Origin of the sequence: Macrococcus lamae, assembly GCF_004359545.1 — a bacterium.
In the GTDB taxonomy this organism is placed as follows: Bacteria; Bacillota; Bacilli; order Staphylococcales; family Staphylococcaceae; genus Macrococcus; species Macrococcus lamae.
The window spans coordinates 1-15,848 of the sequence record NZ_SCWB01000014.1; the positions used below are offsets into that span (position 1 = coordinate 1).

General features: G+C 42.9%; 13 protein-coding genes, 22 tRNA genes and 1 rRNA gene. 35 read left to right on the forward strand and 1 reads right to left on the reverse strand.

Going from position 1 to position 15,848, the window contains the following annotated elements:
* The first annotated feature begins 9 nt into the window (after positions 1-9).
* The 32 genes from rrf (at position 10) to ERX29_RS08380 (ending at position 11,448) form a co-directional block, all read left to right on the forward strand.
* Positions 10-124 (forward strand): 5S ribosomal RNA (gene rrf, locus ERX29_RS08225).
* Between the two features lie 10 nt (positions 125-134).
* Positions 135-210, forward strand: a tRNA-Val gene (locus ERX29_RS08230).
* A 9-nt stretch (positions 211-219) separates the two neighbouring features.
* Positions 220-295: transfer RNA gene (locus ERX29_RS08235), tRNA-Thr, on the forward strand.
* Between the two features lie 5 nt (positions 296-300).
* Positions 301-376 (forward strand) — tRNA-Lys (locus tag ERX29_RS08240).
* Between the two features lie 13 nt (positions 377-389).
* Positions 390-473: transfer RNA gene (locus tag ERX29_RS08245), tRNA-Leu, on the forward strand.
* A 4-nt stretch (positions 474-477) separates the two neighbouring features.
* Positions 478-552: transfer RNA gene (locus ERX29_RS08250), tRNA-Gly, on the forward strand.
* Positions 553-586: 34 nt separating this feature from the next.
* Positions 587-675 (forward strand) — tRNA-Leu (locus ERX29_RS08255).
* Positions 676-689: 14 nt separating this feature from the next.
* Positions 690-766, forward strand: a tRNA-Arg gene (locus ERX29_RS08260).
* 17 nt (positions 767-783) lie between these two features.
* Positions 784-857 (forward strand) — tRNA-Pro (locus tag ERX29_RS08265).
* 28 nt (positions 858-885) lie between these two features.
* Positions 886-961: transfer RNA gene (locus tag ERX29_RS08270), tRNA-Ala, on the forward strand.
* Positions 962-981: 20 nt separating this feature from the next.
* Positions 982-1,055 (forward strand) — tRNA-Met (locus tag ERX29_RS08275).
* Between the two features lie 29 nt (positions 1,056-1,084).
* A tRNA-Ile gene (locus tag ERX29_RS08280) sits at positions 1,085-1,158 on the forward strand.
* A 10-nt stretch (positions 1,159-1,168) separates the two neighbouring features.
* A tRNA-Ser gene (locus ERX29_RS08285) sits at positions 1,169-1,261 on the forward strand.
* Between the two features lie 43 nt (positions 1,262-1,304).
* A tRNA-Met gene (locus ERX29_RS08290) sits at positions 1,305-1,378 on the forward strand.
* Positions 1,379-1,382: 4 nt separating this feature from the next.
* Positions 1,383-1,458 (forward strand) — tRNA-Asp (locus tag ERX29_RS08295).
* A gap of 5 nt (positions 1,459-1,463) precedes the next feature.
* Positions 1,464-1,536, forward strand: a tRNA-Phe gene (locus tag ERX29_RS08300).
* A gap of 16 nt (positions 1,537-1,552) precedes the next feature.
* Positions 1,553-1,628, forward strand: a tRNA-Thr gene (locus tag ERX29_RS08305).
* Positions 1,629-1,634: 6 nt separating this feature from the next.
* Positions 1,635-1,718, forward strand: a tRNA-Tyr gene (locus ERX29_RS08310).
* Positions 1,719-1,722: 4 nt separating this feature from the next.
* Positions 1,723-1,796: transfer RNA gene (locus tag ERX29_RS08315), tRNA-Trp, on the forward strand.
* 2 nt (positions 1,797-1,798) lie between these two features.
* Positions 1,799-1,871 (forward strand) — tRNA-His (locus ERX29_RS08320).
* Positions 1,872-1,881: 10 nt separating this feature from the next.
* A tRNA-Gln gene (locus tag ERX29_RS08325) sits at positions 1,882-1,953 on the forward strand.
* A gap of 7 nt (positions 1,954-1,960) precedes the next feature.
* A tRNA-Cys gene (locus tag ERX29_RS08330) sits at positions 1,961-2,034 on the forward strand.
* 238 nt (positions 2,035-2,272) lie between these two features.
* Positions 2,273-3,340 carry a hypothetical protein gene (locus ERX29_RS08335; RefSeq protein ID WP_133444237.1) on the forward strand — a complete coding sequence of 356 codons (1,068 nt, stop codon included), beginning with the start codon at positions 2,273-2,275 and terminating at the stop codon, positions 3,338-3,340.
* An 87-nt stretch (positions 3,341-3,427) separates the two neighbouring features.
* Positions 3,428-3,511 (forward strand) — tRNA-Leu (locus ERX29_RS08340).
* A gap of 130 nt (positions 3,512-3,641) precedes the next feature.
* On the forward strand, positions 3,642-4,685 hold the full coding sequence (locus ERX29_RS08345) for a PTS sugar transporter subunit IIC (RefSeq protein WP_424960633.1): 1,044 nt from the start codon (positions 3,642-3,644) through the stop codon (positions 4,683-4,685).
* Between the two features lie 190 nt (positions 4,686-4,875).
* Positions 4,876-6,282 (forward strand): ABC transporter substrate-binding protein/permease, encoded by a 1,407-nt coding sequence (locus ERX29_RS08350; protein ID WP_243720019.1) that lies wholly within the window; start codon positions 4,876-4,878, stop codon positions 6,280-6,282.
* Complete coding sequence (locus tag ERX29_RS08355) at positions 6,275-6,997, forward strand: amino acid ABC transporter ATP-binding protein (RefSeq protein WP_133444239.1); 723 nt, start codon at positions 6,275-6,277, stop codon at positions 6,995-6,997. Before ERX29_RS08350 ends, ERX29_RS08355 begins: the two co-directional genes overlap by 8 nt.
* A 100-nt stretch (positions 6,998-7,097) precedes the next feature.
* Positions 7,098-8,234, forward strand: a complete 1,137-nt coding sequence (queG, locus tag ERX29_RS08360) for a tRNA epoxyqueuosine(34) reductase QueG (RefSeq protein ID WP_133444240.1) — start codon at positions 7,098-7,100, stop codon at positions 8,232-8,234.
* On the forward strand, positions 8,221-8,697 hold the full coding sequence (trmL, locus tag ERX29_RS08365; RefSeq protein ID WP_133444241.1) for a tRNA (uridine(34)/cytosine(34)/5-carboxymethylaminomethyluridine(34)-2'-O)-methyltransferase TrmL: 477 nt from the start codon (positions 8,221-8,223) through the stop codon (positions 8,695-8,697). The genes queG and trmL overlap by 14 nt, the downstream gene beginning before the upstream one ends.
* An 11-nt stretch (positions 8,698-8,708) precedes the next feature.
* Positions 8,709-9,455 carry an oxygen-insensitive NADPH nitroreductase gene (gene nfsA / locus ERX29_RS08370; RefSeq protein ID WP_133444242.1) on the forward strand — a complete coding sequence of 249 codons (747 nt, stop codon included), beginning with the start codon at positions 8,709-8,711 and terminating at the stop codon, positions 9,453-9,455.
* A 216-nt stretch (positions 9,456-9,671) separates the two neighbouring features.
* Positions 9,672-10,814 (forward strand): N-acetylglucosamine-6-phosphate deacetylase, encoded by a 1,143-nt coding sequence (gene nagA, locus ERX29_RS08375; protein ID WP_133444243.1) that lies wholly within the window; start codon positions 9,672-9,674, stop codon positions 10,812-10,814.
* A gap of 19 nt (positions 10,815-10,833) precedes the next feature.
* Entirely contained in the window at positions 10,834-11,448 is a 615-nt protein-coding gene (locus ERX29_RS08380) for a 6-phosphogluconolactonase (protein ID WP_133444244.1), read from the forward strand.
* 158 nt (positions 11,449-11,606) lie between these two features.
* Here ERX29_RS08380 and ERX29_RS08385 read toward each other — a convergent pair whose 3' ends face one another.
* Complete coding sequence (locus ERX29_RS08385) at positions 11,607-12,515, reverse strand: nuclease-related domain-containing protein (protein WP_133444245.1); 909 nt, start codon at positions 12,513-12,515, stop codon at positions 11,607-11,609.
* Positions 12,516-12,625: 110 nt separating this feature from the next.
* Between ERX29_RS08385 and ERX29_RS11005 the strand changes: the two genes are divergently transcribed.
* From ERX29_RS11005 to ppx, 3 genes are all read left to right on the forward strand, one after another.
* Positions 12,626-12,778 carry an SAS053 family DNA gyrase inhibitor gene (locus tag ERX29_RS11005; RefSeq protein WP_165981116.1) on the forward strand — a complete coding sequence of 51 codons (153 nt, stop codon included), beginning with the start codon at positions 12,626-12,628 and terminating at the stop codon, positions 12,776-12,778.
* A gap of 75 nt (positions 12,779-12,853) precedes the next feature.
* A complete protein-coding gene (fumC, locus tag ERX29_RS08390) occupies positions 12,854-14,239 on the forward strand; it encodes a class II fumarate hydratase (RefSeq protein WP_133444246.1) in 1,386 nt (461 codons plus the stop codon).
* A 51-nt stretch (positions 14,240-14,290) separates the two neighbouring features.
* The gene (gene ppx / locus ERX29_RS08395; RefSeq protein WP_133444247.1) at positions 14,291-15,823 is read left to right on the forward strand and encodes an exopolyphosphatase; all 1,533 of its coding nucleotides are present in this window, start codon (positions 14,291-14,293) and stop codon (positions 15,821-15,823) included.
* Positions 15,824-15,848: the final 25 nt, after the last annotated feature.

Here is a 15,848-nt window from a genome sequence, read left to right on the forward strand (position 1 = left end):
TCCACCCTGTCTGGTGACGATGGCAGAGAGGTCACACCTGTTCCCATACCGAACACAGAAGTTAAGCTCTCGAGCGCCGATGGTAGTTGGACTGACGTCCCGCGAGAGTAGGACGTTGCCGGGCAGAAACATATGGAGGATTAGCTCAGCTGGGAGAGCATCTGCCTTACAAGCAGAGGGTCGGCGGTTCGAACCCGTCATCCTCCACCATTTTATTATGCCGGAATAGCTCAACTGGTAGAGCAACTGACTTGTAATCAGTAGGTTGAGGGTTCAAGTCCTTTTTCCGGCACCATGTAAGAGCCATTAGCTCAGTTGGTAGAGCATTTGACTTTTAATCAAAGGGTCAGAGGTTCGAATCCTCTATGGCTCACCATTATTATTAATATGCGGGTGTGGCGGAACTGGCAGACGCACTAGACTTAGGATCTAGCGCCTACGGCGTGGGGGTTCGACTCCCTTCACCCGCACCATATTGCGAAAGTAGTTCAGTGGTAGAATACAACCTTGCCAAGGTTGGGGTCGCGGGTTCGAATCCCGTCTTTCGCTCCATTATTATTTTTTTGTCAAAAATCGAGATATACCAGCCGGGGTGGCGGAACTGGCAGACGCACAGGACTTAAAATCCTGCGGTAAGTGATTACCGTACCGGTTCGATTCCGGTCCTCGGCACCATTAATATTATTTATGCGCCCGTAGCTCAATTGGATAGAGCGTTTGACTACGGATCAAAAGGTTAGGGATTCGACTTCTCTCGGGCGCGCCATTATTATTTTAAAGCTACGGGAAGTAGCTCAGCTTGGTAGAGCACTTGGTTTGGGACCAAGGGGTCGCAGGTTCGAATCCTGTCTTCCCGACTTACTTCTAAATGTAGTAATATATTATGGGGGCTTAGCTCAGCTGGGAGAGCGCCTGCTTTGCACGCAGGAGGTCAGCGGTTCGATCCCGCTAGTCTCCACCATTTATAATAAAATTTAATACGGCGGCGTAGCTCAGCTGGCTAGAGCGTACGGTTCATACCCGTGAGGTCGGGGGTTCGATCCCCTCTGCCGCCACTAATTTTTAAGTGTAACTTCTGGATTTAGGACCTTTAGCTCAGTTGGTTAGAGCAAACGGCTCATAACCGTTTGGTCGCAGGTTCGAGTCCTGCAAGGTCCACTTTTATAATGGAGGAATACCCAAGTCCGGCTGAAGGGATCGGTCTTGAAAACCGACAGGGGCTTAACGGCCCGCGGGGGTTCGAATCCCTCTTCCTCCGCCATTATTTTTACTTCAGCAAATAGCAAGACCATATTTATTATTATCGCGGGATGGAGCAGTCTGGTAGCTCGTCGGGCTCATAACCCGAAGGTCGGTGGTTCAAATCCGCCTCCCGCAACTAAGGTCCCGTGGTGTAGCGGTTAACATGCCTGCCTGTCACGCAGGAGATCGCCGGTTCGATCCCGGTCGGGACCGCCATGTATGGCTCAGTAGCTCAGTCGGTAGAGCAATGGATTGAAAATCCATGTGTCGGCGGTTCGATTCCGTCCTGAGCCATCTTTTTATTGTATATGCCGGAATAGCTCAACTGGTAGAGCAACTGACTTGTAATCAGTAGGTTGAGGGTTCAAGTCCTTTTTCCGGCACCATTGCTTGGAGGGGTAGCGAAGTGGCTAAACGCGGCGGACTGTAAATCCGCTCCTTCGGGTTCGGCAGTTCGAATCTGCCCCCCTCCACCATAATAGGGGCATAGTTTAACGGTAGAATAGAGGTCTCCAAAACCTTTGATGTGGGTTCGATTCCTACTGCCCCTGCCATGGCGATTGTGGCGAAGTGGTTAACGCACCGGATTGTGGTTCCGGCATTCGTGGGTTCGATTCCCATCAGTCGCCCTTTGATTAATGGGGTATAGCCAAGCGGTAAGGCAACGGACTTTGACTCCGTCACTCGTTGGTTCGAATCCAGCTACCCCAGCTTTTCTGGCGCCATAGCCAAGTGGTAAGGCAGAGGTCTGCAAAACCTTTATCACCGGTTCAAATCCGGTTGGCGCCTCCATTAATTAAATATGCGGGAGTATTTCAACTTTTAGAATACTGACCTTCCTGGTTAGAGATACAGGTGTAAGTCCTGTCTTCCGCTCCATTTTTTAGAGACTATGATAGTCTTATTTTTTTTGATTTTTTTCCTTAACTAATTCTTAAAAGTTTGATTACTTTAAATATAAATGTTTACAGTAACTGTAAACCCCCTATATAATTGTGATGTACCGAATATAGAAAAAAGGGGAACTACTATGAAAAAAATCATTCTATCTACTGTTGCTGCTGCTTCACTACTTTCGCTCAGCATTCCTTCAGTCCATGCTGCGTCTTATCCTAAAGATGCTTACTGGCCATCTCCAGCTACAAAGAATCCTGTTAAAGTTGAACTACCGAATATTAAGAGTAAAACTGTGATTAATCAGATGAAGAAAGGAACATACGCTGTTCGCGGAATTAAATTAGGTTCTCCATACGGCTATGTGATTAAACAGCTGGGCGTATCCAAAGAAGAAATGATCAACCGATCAGATGACTATGTAGAAGTCACAGCAGCTTATGGAAATATGTATATCTCAGCGGATGCTGAAGAACGTTATGCATCTCTTAATGATCTGAAAGTGTCTTATCTGTCTTTCAATTACTTGCCTAAGAAAATAAAGCAGAAAGATATGATTAAACTGCTCGGTAAAGCAGACAATACAGAAATATATGGTGACGATACTAAAATAACTGACGATGACTTCATGATGAATGACTATGGTCACCTTAATGTGACTTTCACTAAACAAAAGGGACTGTGGGTATTGGAATCTGTCTCAGTCAGTCCAGTCGATGAGTCAGACGCCGGGAAGACATTAAAAGATAGAAAAATTAAAGCTTTGACTGATCAGGAATTACTCTCAATGAAAAAAGGAACTTTCAGTTTTTATGGTGTCAAACCTGGCATGAATCATGCTGAAGTCTTGAACCTGGTAGGAGAGTCCTCTGACGATTATATTTATAGAAATGGGAAGTCCGTTAACATAATAGCGAATTATGGTAGTGATAACGATGTGACTTTCGAATATCAAAGCAACGCGAATCAAGAGATGGTATTGAAGACGATGATGTGGGCAAACTATAATCAGCAGTCTAAATTATCAGCACTTGAAAAAATAATCGGAAAACCGACAAAGAAAACCTATGACAGCTATACCAGTGAAGAAGATGGTAAAAATGTAGTTTATAAAACTTTCCAGCATTTTTATGAAAAACATATCGTCGTATCAGGTGAGCAGTCTAATAAAGTCTGGTATGTCAATGGCATTACTTATAAATAATAAAAAGGCCGTGAAGGCCTTTTTATGTTATTGACGTGAGTTTCATATTAATATATAATAAATTCGTTGTCTGTTAATACATATTAAGCCACCGTGGCGGAATTGGCAGACGCGCCGGACTCAAAATCCGGTTCCCTCGCGGGAGTGTCGGTTCGACCCCGACCGGTGGTATCGAAGAAAGCCTCTAAACGTAATGTTTAGGGGCTTTTGTTTATAATGAAACTAAATGACCTCTGTTTTTGATATTGTCTCTTGATGCATTATACGTTATGATTTACCTTTATAAGAAGTAAGGAGTGGCATGATGAATAAAAAAACGTTTTTCTTTAATATATTAAATGGTATGGCGACCGGTATTGTTGTTGCACTGGTGCCGAATGCGCTGCTCGGTGAACTGGTCAAATATCTGACTAACTGGTTCCCGGCGCTTAGTGTCGTGTCCCAGGCGCTTGTACTGTTCCAGTTTGGTGCTTCCTTATTTATCGGGACGCTGGTCGCTTATCAGTTCAAGATGAACGCTGCGCAGACGTCGATTGTTGCGGGCGCCAGTTTTCTAGGTAGCGGGGCGGCTGCTTTTAAAGCGGGTGCATTTACTTTAGTCGGTATCGGGGATTTAATCAATATCATGCTGGTAGTCACGATAAGCTGTCTGATCATCATGGCGCTTGGTAATAAAATGGGCAGCTTAAATATTGTCTTCCTGCCGATTCTTGCTGGCATCATCCCGGGTGTCATCGGTATGCTGACGCTGCCCTATGTGCGAACGGTGACTGGAGCGCTTGGAAATATGGTTGAACACTTCACGACGCTCAATCCGCTGCTTATGTGCATATTGATCGGTATCACTTACAGTATGCTAATGGCGTCACCCGTATCTCTTGTTGCTATTGCGACTGTTGTCAGTCTGTCAGGACTTGGAAGCGGAGCGGCTAACTTAGGAATTGCTGCCTGCTGTTATACGTTTATCTTTGGATCATGGCTCGTTAATTCCAAAGGGGTGAATACGACTCTTGTCATCGGTGCAGCGAAGATGATGATGCCGGTATTATTCAAAAATCCAGTGATTTTTATTCCGCTGCTATTAAACGGTATTGTCGCAGGAATGTGTGCTTATTTCTTAAATATACAAGGCACACCGATGTCAGCGGGCTTCGGCTATACAGGATTTGTCGGGCCGATTAATGCGTTTGCATTAATGGATGGCAGCACGACGAGCAGACTAGTGAATCTGCTGCTCGCATATGTAGTCATTCCTTTACCGGTAGCACTGGCAGTCCACTTAGTTCTGAAAAAACTAATGCCTTCTTATCAGGACGATGTTTATAGGTTTACACCAGAAGCGTAACAATCAATTTTCCATTGATTGTTACGCTTTTTTTGATAAATGCATTCACTAGTGAAATAAAATATAAATTAAATGAAAAATGTCATTGAATATATATTAATAATAATGTATATTAATTATACAAAACGATGGAGGTACAAGCGACTTGAAAATTAAAGAATTTATCATTTTAGTCATGGTATGTGTAGTAATGCTTACATTGTTACTTTTTCATCAAGCTTCTGCAGCAGGAGACAAGCTTGATGACATTAAGAAACGCGGCGAGCTGCGTGTGGGTTTATCAGCAGATTATGCGCCTTATGAATTTGAACACACAAAGAACGGTAAGCGAGAGTATGTCGGTATTGATATTGAACTCGCAAAAAAGATTGCTAAAGATTTAGGAGTGGAACTGAAAATTGTTAATATGCAGTTTGACAGTCTGCTTGGTGCTCTCAAAACAGATAAAATTGATGTCATCATATCTGGAATGAGTCCAACGCCGGAACGTAAGAAAGAAGTCGACTTCACTGATGAATATATGCAGGTGAAGCAACGTATGGTTGTGCAAAAGAAAGATCAGTCAAAGCTTCGAACTGCTGAGGATTTTAAAGGTAAAGCAGTTGCAGCACAAAAACAGACGACTCAGGAAGAGCTGGCTCAGACAGAATTACCGGAATCAAATCTAACATCACTGACACGTCTACCAGAAGCTATCATGTCGCTGAATACCGGTAAAGTGGATGGGGTCATTATGGAAGGCCCGGTTGCAGATGCTTATTTATCGAAGAATACTAACTTAGCATATTCAGACCTTGAATTCAGTAATGCAGACAAAGGAACAGCAATTGCACTGCAAAAAGACTCTCCGAAGCTGCTGGATGCTCTGAACAATTCTATTAAAGAAGTCAATGACAACAAGCTTATAGCCGGATATAAAGATAAAGCGAATGAAGCGATGTTTGATGATGGCTCGTTTTTAAGCAAATACGGGACGTATTTTCTCCACGGTATCGGAGCGACGATATTGATTTCCATATTCGGTGTTTTGTTTGGATCTCTGCTCGGTGGAATATTTGCGTTCATGAAATTGAGTACCAACAAAATATTAAAGGTAGTTGCCTGGGTTTACATTGAATTTATCCGTGGAACACCGCTGCTTGTCCAGGTGTTTCTCGTCTACTTCGGTACTACTGCAGTACTTGGGCTTGATCTATCAGCCTTTGTTTGCGGGGCCATCGCGTTGATTCTAAACTGTGGGGCTTATATTGCAGAAATTATTCGTGCAGGTATCAAAGCAGTTGATAAAGGACAGATGGAAGCAGCAAGGTCGCTTGGGATGAGCCATAGCCAGGCGATGAACAAAGTCATCATGCCGCAAGCGATTAAGAATATTCTACCGGCACTCGGTAATGAGTTTATCACTGTGATTAAGGAAAGTTCGATCGTATCGGTTATCGGTGTCAGTGAACTGATGTTCAATGCACAGGTTGTTCAAGGTGCATCATTTGATCCGTTTACACCGCTATTAATCGTGGCTATTATTTACTTTATTCTGACATTTGGTTTATCACGAGTGATGAACTTGTTCGAAAGGAGAATGAGTGTAAGTGATTAATGTTAAAGACCTCCATAAAAACTTTGGAACTGTTGAAGTATTAAAAGGAATCAACCTCGATGTCGATGCAGGAGAAGTAGTGGCGATTATCGGCCCGTCAGGAAGCGGTAAGTCGACGTTGCTGCGCTGTCTCAATTTACTTGAAACACCGACGAGTGGTGAAATAGTGTTCGAGGGCAATGTGCTGAACGACAAACGAACAAACATTAACCAGCACCGTCAGAAGATGGGTATGGTGTTCCAGAGCTTCAACTTATTTCCGCATAAAAATGTGCTTGATAATTTGACGATGACGCCGCAGTTGCTGAAAAAAGGATCAAAGACTGAACTTGAAGCAGTTGCTCTTGGGCTGCTCAATAAGGTCGGCCTGGAAGAAAAAGCGAGTAGCTATCCTTCTCAGCTGTCTGGTGGTCAGAAGCAGCGTGTCGCAATTGCACGAGCATTAGCGATGAATCCTGATGTCATGCTGTTTGATGAGCCGACTTCAGCACTTGATCCTGAGGTAGTCGGGGATGTGCTGGGAGTCATGAAGAACCTTGCACGTGAAGGGATGACGATGGTCGTCGTAACACACGAGATGGGGTTTGCCCGAGAAGTAGCAGACCGTGTCATCTTCATGGACAAGGGAATCGTTCAGGAGGAAGGACCACCTGAGCAGCTCTTCGGTAACCCTCAGAACGAACGGACACAGAGTTTTTTATCCAAAGTACTATAATACAGAGTTTTTTATCCAAAGTACTATAATTTAGTGCACAACGTTCCGACGTTGTGCTTTTTTGTGTTAAAATAATTGCATTGCTTTGGAGGTGAGAAACATGTCAGAACAGCTCAAACAGGAGATTATTGAATACAGCCGAACAATTGGTATTGATGCAATCGGCTTTACAACGGCTGAGCCATTCGAAGAGCTGCGGCCGAAGCTTGAGGAATATTATATGAAGGGCTATGCTTCTGGTTTTGAAAGTTCTGATATAGAGCTCAGAGTTAATCCAAAGAAATCACTGCCTTCTGCCCGTTCAATTATTGCGATTGCAGTCGGTTATCCGAACCGTCTGCCTGACGCACCTAAGAGCACACGCGGAGAACGACGAGGAATGTTTGCGCGGTCTTCATGGGGAATGGATTATCATTCACTGCTCAGGAAGCGGCTGACACTGCTACAGTCATTTATCGAAGAACGTGTACCTCATGCAGAATGTCTGTCGATGGTAGACACGGGTGTGCTGAGTGATCGGGCAGTTGCAGAACGCGCTGGTCTCGGGTATGCTGCGAAAAATGGATTTATCCTGAATGATAAACTTGGCACTTGGACATATTTAGGAGAATTGCTCACGTCTATTCCGCTGCCGCCGGATCAACCGGTTATTGACAGCTGTCTTGACTGTACGATTTGCGTTGACCGCTGCCCTACTGGAGCGCTGGTCGGGAACGGACAGTTAAACGCACAGAAATGCATCAGTTTTCTGACACAGATGAAAGGATTTCTTCCCGACGAATACCGCGGAAAAATCGGTAATAGATTATACGGCTGTGATACGTGCCAGCAAGTCTGTCCGAGAAACAGAGGAATCAACACGCAGCAGGATGATATCATCCTTGAGCCGCTTAAATTGAAGCCATTACTGGAACCACTGCTCACCATTAGCAATAAGATGTTCAAAAATGAATTTGGTCATTTAGCAGGCAGCTGGCGTGGGAAAAAACCGATTCAGCGTAATGCAATTATTGCACTCGCGCATTATAAGGAGACAGCTTCCATCCCGACGTTGAAAAAAGTAGCTGTAGAAGATGAGCGACCTGTCATCAAAGGGACTGCTTACTGGGCAATTGGCAGAATCGCAGGACAAATGGAAGCGCCATTTCTGATGGAAAGGTATAATATAGAAGAAGACATAGAAGTCAGAAACGAAATATTAAAAGGGTTAGAGGAGATTGAACATGTCATCAATTAATGTCGTTTTATATCAGCCGGAAATTCCGGCTAACACTGGTAACATCGCACGGACTTGTGCCGCTACAGATACAACACTGCACTTGATCCGTCCGCTCGGATTTTCAACCGATGATAAGATGCTTCGTCGTGCAGGTCTTGACTACTGGAAGTTCGTCAACATCATCTACTATGACAGTATAGAGGAATTTTTTGAGAAGACAGCCGGAGGTCATTATTACTTGCTGACTAAATTCGGTAATAAACCGCATACGACGTTTGATTATTCGGATACATCAATTGAGCACTACTTTATCTTCGGTCGCGAGACAACAGGTCTGCCTGACTGGGTGAAGGAAAAGTATATGGATACAGCGCTTAGAATACCGATGAATGACAATGTACGATCATTGAATCTATCGAATACGGCAGCTATTTTAGTGTACGAAGCATTAAGACAGCAGAATTACCCTAATCTTAAATAAGGACTGATTAAATGAATGAAGTCATCAAGCAGTTAATGGAGCATCGTTCGATCAGGAAGTTTACAGATGTGCCGCTTGACCAATCAACGGTAAAATTGCTTGTTGAAGCGGCGCAGCACGCTTCAACGTCGAGCTTTGTACAGGCGTATTCAATCATCGGTGTGACTGATCCTGATATTAAGCATGAGTTGAGCCTTATCGGGACACAGAACTTTATAGAACATAACGGTCATTTATTTGTTTTTGTAGCCGATTTCAAACGTCATCAGCTGCTGTCAGAACGCGCTGGACTTGATGCACAGCCATTTATTGGTGCGACTGAACGATTCATCGTCGGTACTGTTGATGCGAGTCTTGCGGCACAAAACCTGGCTGTTGCCGCTGAAAGTATGGGTCTTGGTATATGCTACGTCGGTGGTCTGAGAAATGATATGGCGAAGGTTATCGAATTGTTAAAACTTCCTGAGTTCACATATCCGTTATTCGGTATGGTTGCAGGCTATCCGGCACAGCAAGGCAGTAAAAAAGAGCGTCTGCCGTTTGACCATGTTTATCACGAAAATCGTTATGTAATTGATGGTGATTATATGCAGCAGATTGAAGATTACGATCGATCAATAGCAGAGTATTACCGGACTCGTACAGCAGGTGAACGTGTTGATACGTGGAGTCAGCAGATGGTTGGTAAAGTCAGAGGAAATGCACGTGAAGAAATTGATTCAACAGTTAAACGGCAAGGATTTTTAAGTCAGAAATAAAGAAAGACAGAATCGGCTCAGCCAATTCTGTCTTTTATTTGTGGAGATCTTCGTCTCTGATTCCGTAGTTAGATTCTCTGCCGGCAGTTAACATTGCGACAATGAACGATAAAGCAACCATACCAATTAATAATGTGCCCATTGATGTTGGCCTCCTATACTATTATTGTTTTTATTATATACTAAACATAGGATAAAGAAAAGGAGACGTTAGTCATGCATGTCATAAACAATGTGAAAATTTACACAGAAGATGAAGTGATTGATAGAGGTTATGTCATCATTGAAGACGAGCGTATAAAAGCTGTAGAGCATGGCGATTATGAAGGAGATCAATCCAATGTGACGGATGGCGGCGGAAATATTCTGCTGCCGGGATTCATTGATATTCATATTCATGGTGGGTACGGAGCGGACGTGATGGATGCTGACGATGAAGCGCTGGAAACACTCGCTGAAGGGCTGCTCACAGAAGGCACGACCTCATTTCTTGCGACGACGATGACCGAAGATTTAGAACGTGTGAAAAAAGCTATGACTGCTGCCAGTTCATATAATGGGGCTGGTGCTGAAATCATCGGTATTCATGTAGAAGGTCCATTTATCTCAGAACATAAAGTCGGCGCGCAGAATCCAAAATATGTGAAGCGACCGACCGTTGAATTGATAGAAGAATTGCAGGAAGCAGCAGATCATAAGATTAAGATTATGACCATTGCTCCTGAAGTCGAAGGAGCAATGGATGTGATTCGCGCTAAAAATCAGGACTTCATCTTTTCAATGGGCCATACCGTAGCGACATTTTATGAGATAAACGTAGCGGTAACAGCCGGGGCTCGGCATATCACGCATCTCTATAATGCTGCTACACCATTTACGCACCGAGATCCGGGAGCATTTGGAGCAGCATGGGTGAACGATGGACTTAAAACCGAATGCATAGTGGATGGTGTTCATTCTCATCCGGCAGCCGTGAAAATTGCCTATCGACTGAAAGGACGGGACAATTTTATGGTGATTACAGATGCCATGCGAGCTAAAGGAATGCCGGACGGCGAATACGAACTTGGAGGACAGCAGGTCATAAAGAAGGAAGGAAGAGCAGTGCTTAACGACGGAACGCTTGCCGGAAGTATTCTTAAAATGAACGATGCGCTCCGTAACTTTATGAGCTATACTGGAGAGACACTGGAGAATGCATGGCGTGTCGTAAGTTATAACCAGGCAGCAGCGCTCGGCATGCAGGATGACATCGGCAGCATTAAAACAGGGAAATATGCAGACCTTGTTTTAGTGGATGAAGAGTTAAATGTTTTAACAGCAGTAAAAAAAGGGTATATGAAATTGATAAAAAACTAGGTTTTAGGAGGAAAACACCATGGCAATGAACTTTAAAATATTTGATTCTAAAGGGATTGCAGCGAAATTTGCAGCAGACCTTGTACGTAAGCAGATGAATAACAATCCAACGTCTATCATCGCCTTTGCAATGAACGATGAACAGGACTTCTTCTATCGTGCTCTGCAGGAAGACGTGGCAAAAAATCCTGTAGATGCAAGTCAGATTCATATATTCGATTATGATAACAACGAATCTAGTTTCAAACAGATAGGTGTTGTTAAAGAGCAGTTTCATAAAGCCGATAAAAACGGCAATTTAAAAGACGATGTAAAGAAAGTTAAAACAAAAGAGAATAAAGGCAAGCTGACTATGCTTGTTTCAACTTTTAATCCTGATGGCAGCATCGGCTACCGCGAAATTGATGCGGATGATGATAAAGGTCTATTAACTGCACGTGAAGTCATCGTGCTGGTCACTGGTCCGGAAAAAGCTAAAGCCGTTAATCGTCTCTATGAAACATCAGAAACGCAAACTAATTTTGAGGCAGCTAATCTCAAAGCGCACCGAATGGTAACAGTAATTTTAGATCACGATGCGGCTCAAGGATTACCAGCTGATATTCGTGAGTATTACCGCTCATTATTCTCCTAATACCGATTTGACACCAGCGTGATGCTGGTGTTTTTTGTTGGATTAGAGATAAGTAACGGCACTGGCGACACTCACGGATGAACAGAAGGCTGAGTGACGTAGTTAGCGACACTCGCAGATGAACAACGGACGGAGTGACGCGTTCAGCGACACTCGCCTTATCGATAATGGTGTCCAAAGTGATGAGATTCAATTCTCTCATAATTATTCTTCATAATCCTTTGTACACTTCTGATGCTTACTCCATTTCCGAGCCAATCGGCAATCAACTTGGAAGTAATTAATTGATCCGGCCATATTTTTCCGATATCTTTTACAGCGTTATGAACTATATCAGATGTGTTGGAATGCTGATTACAATTCACACAAAAAACCCTCCTCTGGCTGATTCTTTGCATTTCCTTAAAGCAAACAGAACAATATACTCCTTTTTTTACAAGCGAGTAATCTACTTCCATCCTTTTATCAAAATTATTGGGAACGCTGCGTTTTAACAAGTATTTTGTTATAGCAGCAGCGGGGCCTAAATTGAACTGCTTGCGATATTCCATTAAAACATGCTGGTAATTATCTTTGACGAGTACATCGCCATTCAATAATATGCCGTGAATGGTCTGCTCTGGATTGACAAAAAACGGATAAACAATCACGTCCACAAAAGGATCATACTGCGCAATATATGAACTCACGACTTTCTTAAGTCTTGCCAACTGCTCGTTTAATGCGCTAAATGGTTCACCGTTCATCAAATAAAAATTACCGTCACGATAGTTCAGATCAAAAGACAAATTTTTAACTTCAAATACAATTACACAGTTATCGAGTACTAGAAGGCTGTCAATCTGCACTTGCTGATAATTGATGTTTAACCGTAAGTCACATAGATAAATCCCATCATCATGCTGAAAAAACAGATGCAGCAACTCATCTGCAATCGCTTCGCCTTCTTCTCCCTTAACAAGTTTATTGTATCGTTCCTGTTCATCTTCAGAAAATACATAACGTGCTTGCAACCCTCTAAAACAAAATGTTTGATGGAGCGACTCTCGACACTTCAAAGTCTTCATTCAATCCTCCTATAAAATAAATGTAAACAATTATAAAATATATCATTTTGTTAACATTAACAACTCCCATCTATCTGTAGTATAATTATTTAAAAAAGGAGGTCATCATCATGACAGACCGCTATCACGATCAGGACAATGAAATGGTTCAGGACTTTGACGAAGTTGTTGAGCTCGGCAAGGAAATGGAGCAGATTTCACTGCGTAATGAAGAAGACCGGGATAATGACTGGTCCGAAGAAGATGAACAACAGAACAGCTGATTTCTCTGAAAACAGATGAATGAAAGTATTGTTTAATGTAAAATGGAGTTATTAAGTAGATAAGGGGAGAATAGAATGTCTGTAAGAATTGAACATGATACGTTTGGTGAAATTGAAGTACCTGCTGATAAATACTGGGGAGCGCAGACTCAGCGAAGCAAGCAGAACTTCCCGGTCGGCAAAGAAAAAATGCCTCTAGAAGTCGTATATGGTTTCGCCCATCTGAAGAAAGCAGCTGCAATTGTCAATAAAGATCTCGGCAAATTATCGGAAGCAAAGTCTGATGCGATCGTCAAAGCTTGTGACGATGTCCTAGCAGGTAAACTGGACGAGCATTTCCCGCTTGTTGTGTGGCAGACAGGAAGCGGTACTCAAAGTAATATGAACGTCAATGAAGTTGTCGCGTTCGCGGCTAATCTGTATTTACAGGAGTCAGGCAGTGATGAGTCTGTTCACCCGAACGATGATGTCAATAAATCTCAGAGCTCAAATGATACATATCCTACAGCGATGCACGTCGCACTTTACAACGAAATTGAAGTAAAGCTGATGCCGGCGCTCGATAAACTTCGCAATACTCTAAAAGAAAAAGAAGAACAGTTCGACCACATCATTAAAATCGGTCGTACACATCTGCAGGATGCTACGCCTTTGACACTTGGCCAGGAAATCTCAGGCTGGAGATATATGCTTGATAAATGTGAGTCTTTACTTAACTTATCCAAAAAGGAATTATTGAATCTGGCGATTGGCGGCACAGCGGTCGGTACAGGAATCAATGCTCACCCGGAATTTGGAGACAGAGTAGCAGCCCAGATCAAAGAACAGACCGGCTATAATTTCATCTCTTCTCCGAATAAATTCCATGCGCTGACGGCTCATGATGAAGTGACATTTGTCCACGGTGCATTGAAAGCGCTGGCAGCAGACTTGATGAAGATAGCAAACGATGTCCGCTGGTTGTCATCCGGTCCTCGTGCAGGTCTCGGTGAATTATCCATTCCAGAAAATGAACCGGGATCTTCTATCATGCCGGGTAAAGTGAATCCGACGCAAAGTGAAATGCTGACAATGGTTTCGGTTCAAGTCATGGGTAATGATGCTGCTGTCGGCATCGCAGCAAGTCAAGGTAACTTCGAACTAAATGTATTCAAGCCTGTCATCATGTACAATACACTTCAGTCCATTTATTTACTGGCAGATGGTATGAATTCGTTTAATGATAACTGTGCAGTGGGTATAACACCAATAGAAGAAAATATTTCAGACTACTTGAGCCGCTCATTAATGCTCGTGACGGCACTCAATCCTCATATCGGATATGAAAAAGCAGCATATATTGCTAAGACTGCTCACAAAGAAGGGCTGACTTTAAAACAGTCTGCTATCAACAGCGGCTATTTAACTGAAACTGAATTTGATGAGTGGATTAAACCGGAAGAAATGATTCATCCAAAATAATGTGAATGCCTGCAAAGTTGCGGGCATTTTTTACTAAAGAGGAGTTTATCAATGAGAAGATTAGGATTAGTAGATATAGGTTCAAACACCATCCGTCTTGTTATCTTCGAGTATACTGAGTCAAAAGGATTGCAGGAACTGCAGAATATTAAGACACCTGCGCGGCTATATCAGTATCTTGATAAGAACAAAGTGATGAAGCAGGAAGGAATTGACGTACTCTGTGATACACTTAACAGCTTTCAGCAAGTAGCCGCTAAGTTTAATGTAGAAGCATTGTATCCTGTCGCTACAGCTGCGGTCAGACAATCGAAGAACATCGAAGAGATCATCGAACGCGTCAAAGAGAACACAGGAGTCACGATGCAGATTATCACAGAGAAGGAAGAAGCATTCTTCGGCTACTATGCTGTTGTCCATACGCTTAACTTCAGCGACGGTGTGACCGTGGATATCGGCGGAGGAAGTACTGAAGTCACTTACTTCGAAGATAAAGAACTGAAATTTTCACACAGCTTTCCGTTCGGTGTCGTCACTTTGCAGAAATTATTCTTTGACAATAAAAAACATAACGATGAAAAAGCCGTTTCGCAGGCACGGGCATTTATTAAAGAACAGCTGCAAGGCCTAAAATGGCTGGCAAAGCGCAAAGTTCCTATCATCGCAATCGGTGGCTCTGCGCGTAATATCGCTCGTATACATCAGTCACTCGTCGAATATCCGATTGCCGGCGTTCACGGATACTCAATGAAAGAAGAAGCCATTGAAGTTGTCTACAAGAAACTGATGAATTCTTCGATGGACGATCTGGAAGACCTGGACGGATTAAGTCGTGACCGTCGTGATATCATTATACCGTCGACTCTGTTATTTAAAGAACTGTATCATGAAGTTGAAGCGACAGAGTTCGTGTTCTCCCGTAAAGGTCTGCGTGAAGGTGTCATGATGTCTATTTTAGAAAAGGAGTATAAGCATCCTTTTGATAAGCATGAAGTTTTCAAAGAAAGTTTGAGAAATCTGGCATACAGCTATAATATCGGACAGGAAGAAGCGCAGCAGCGTCAGAAACTTGCAGAGATGATTTATTACGAGCTTGAAAAGAATGGTTTGATTGATGGCAGCAAACTGGATAAAAAACTGCTCCTGCAATCGGCATATTTGTTCTATCTTGGCAGTTACATTGATTCGGATGCGGCGAGCCAGCATACGTATTATATTATTTCTAATTCAAGTTTAAACGGTGTATCCCATAGAAACAGAGTAAAACTCGCTCTTTTATCAAGCTATAAGAATAAAACGCTCCTTAAATTTTACGCGGATGAAACAGGCTGGTTCACTGAAGCTGAAAAAGCTAAAATACAGCTGCTTGGCAGTATTCTAAAGTTTGCTTACGCACTTAACAGCAGCAATACGAATGTAGTTAACTCCCTTTATCTTGAGAAGAGCAAAGACCGGTACAATCTAGTGATTCTGTATAATGGTGATCCGATAGCGGAAGAGTATCAAGTTGAGAGACAGAAAAAACATCTTGAGAAAATTGTAAAAGCAAAAATTTACATCACTTTTACAGAGAATTTACAATAGTTCGATATAACTGAAGTTGGGATAA

Coding starts and splice junctions, on each gene's coding strand:
- ERX29_RS08335 (WP_133444237.1), top strand. CDS start 2,273: ATGAAAAAAATCATTCTATCTACTGTTGCTGCTGCTTCACTACTTTCG.
- ERX29_RS08345 (WP_424960633.1), top strand. CDS start 3,642: ATGATGAATAAAAAAACGTTTTTCTTTAATATATTAAATGGTATGGCG.
- ERX29_RS08350 (WP_243720019.1), top strand. CDS start 4,876: ATGCTTACATTGTTACTTTTTCATCAAGCTTCTGCAGCAGGAGACAAG.
- queG (WP_133444240.1), top strand. CDS start 7,098: ATGTCAGAACAGCTCAAACAGGAGATTATTGAATACAGCCGAACAATT.
- trmL (WP_133444241.1), top strand. CDS start 8,221: ATGTCATCAATTAATGTCGTTTTATATCAGCCGGAAATTCCGGCTAAC.
- nfsA (WP_133444242.1), top strand. CDS start 8,709: ATGAATGAAGTCATCAAGCAGTTAATGGAGCATCGTTCGATCAGGAAG.
- nagA (WP_133444243.1), top strand. CDS start 9,672: ATGCATGTCATAAACAATGTGAAAATTTACACAGAAGATGAAGTGATT.
- ERX29_RS08380 (WP_133444244.1), top strand. CDS start 10,834: ATGGCAATGAACTTTAAAATATTTGATTCTAAAGGGATTGCAGCGAAA.
- ERX29_RS08385 (WP_133444245.1), bottom strand. CDS start 12,515: ATGAAGACTTTGAAGTGTCGAGAGTCGCTCCATCAAACATTTTGTTTT.
- ERX29_RS11005 (WP_165981116.1), top strand. CDS start 12,626: ATGACAGACCGCTATCACGATCAGGACAATGAAATGGTTCAGGACTTT.
- fumC (WP_133444246.1), top strand. CDS start 12,854: ATGTCTGTAAGAATTGAACATGATACGTTTGGTGAAATTGAAGTACCT.
- ppx (WP_133444247.1), top strand. CDS start 14,291: ATGAGAAGATTAGGATTAGTAGATATAGGTTCAAACACCATCCGTCTT.